The sequence below is a fragment of the Bacillus sp. Au-Bac7 genome (assembly GCF_021341655.1).
GTDB lineage: Bacteria > Bacillota > Bacilli > Bacillales > Cytobacillaceae > Niallia.
Window position 1 is genome coordinate 1 of the sequence record NZ_JAJTTG010000062.1, and the last position, 321, is coordinate 321.

General features: G+C 34.9%; 1 protein-coding gene. It reads left to right on the forward strand.

The genetic code is table 11. The features are described from left to right. On the forward strand, positions 1–76 hold a 76-nt coding region (locus tag LXM54_RS28660; RefSeq protein ID WP_442780554.1), incomplete at its 5' end, for a flagellin. Positions 77–321: the final 245 nt, after the last annotated feature.

Genomic DNA, 321 nt, shown 5'->3' on the forward strand with positions numbered 1-321 from the left:
TCTTGCACAAGCAGCTCAATCAATGCTTGCACAAGCAAACCAACAACCACAAGGCGTACTTCAATTACTTCAATAATTGGTTGCGTACCTTTTGGAAAGGGACTGCCTGGTTTTCAGGCGGTCCTTTTTTGCTGTTCATTTTATATGTTGTCTTTTCGTAATCTCAGTCATTCACTAGTTATCATAAAGATTGAAATAGTAGAAAAAACCTTTAACACGAGCATATTGTTTCTTCTTAGTTTGATCTATCATTATTCTTTATTCTTTTTAAGACAGGAACGGCTAGAAACCTCGTTTTTGGAATAATCTACTAGTTAATTA